Source organism: Mycobacterium sp. 852002-51961_SCH5331710, assembly GCF_001665535.1.
GTDB lineage: Bacteria > Actinomycetota > Actinomycetes > Mycobacteriales > Mycobacteriaceae > Mycobacterium.
The window spans coordinates 1-764 of sequence record NZ_LZSQ01000063.1 but is presented as its reverse complement, the minus strand read 5'-3'; the positions used below and the strand labels follow the sequence as shown (position 1 = coordinate 764).

Here is a 764-nt window from a genome sequence, read left to right as displayed (position 1 = left end):
AGGTAGTGGTTGGCGTGAGCGGCGAGTCGGATGACGTCGGTGATCGGCATGACGGTGCCTCCGCCGGTGGTGCCGACTCCGGCGCGTGACTGCAGGTCTTGCAGGGTGGTGCGGATGATGATCGACACCGGTAGCCCGTTGAGTCGGCCGAGGTGTCCGCTCATCAATGCGATGCGCCCGACGGCGAGCAGTGCGTCGTGTTGGCGCTGGGCCAGGGTGCGGTGGTCGGTGTCGATTTGGGCTTGGGTCGGGGTGCCCGAGGTGCATGGTTCGGGGTCGTCGGGGTTGCACATGCCCGGGGCGGCGTATTTGGCGAAGATTGCTTCCCACACTGCCCACGCTTCGGGGGTGAGCGTGGCGCGTAGTTCCACCATTCCGTCGGGGCTTTGTTTGGACTTGGTGATGCCGCGTTTGCGGGCGCGGTCGGTGTCGGTGGGCTCGGGGCCGTCTTGGTCGAGCAGAAACAGTGTGAGGTCGGCGGTGTCGGTGAGTTCTTTGGGCCCGACTTTGACTGCGGTGCGGACCAGGTCGAGTTCGAATTGCTCGCGGGTGGGCGCGTCTACCCAGCTGGGCAGTTTGGTGATCGATTTGCGGATGACCTCGACATGGTCGGTGTTGATCAGCCCCGAAGATTGGGCAGCGGCGGTGGCGGGCAGGGCCGGTGGCAGCGACGGCCCGGTCACCGCCTGGCGCGGGGCCAGCAGCTCGGCCTCGGTCAACCGTCGATGCGCCTCGCTCGTCGAGATCCGGTAGCGCACCCGCAG

General features: G+C 66.9%; 1 protein-coding gene. It reads right to left on the bottom strand.

Features of this window, described 5'->3' with window-relative positions:
• On the bottom strand, positions 1-764 hold a 764-nt coding region (locus A5752_RS10575), incomplete at both ends, for a DUF222 domain-containing protein (RefSeq protein WP_156613763.1).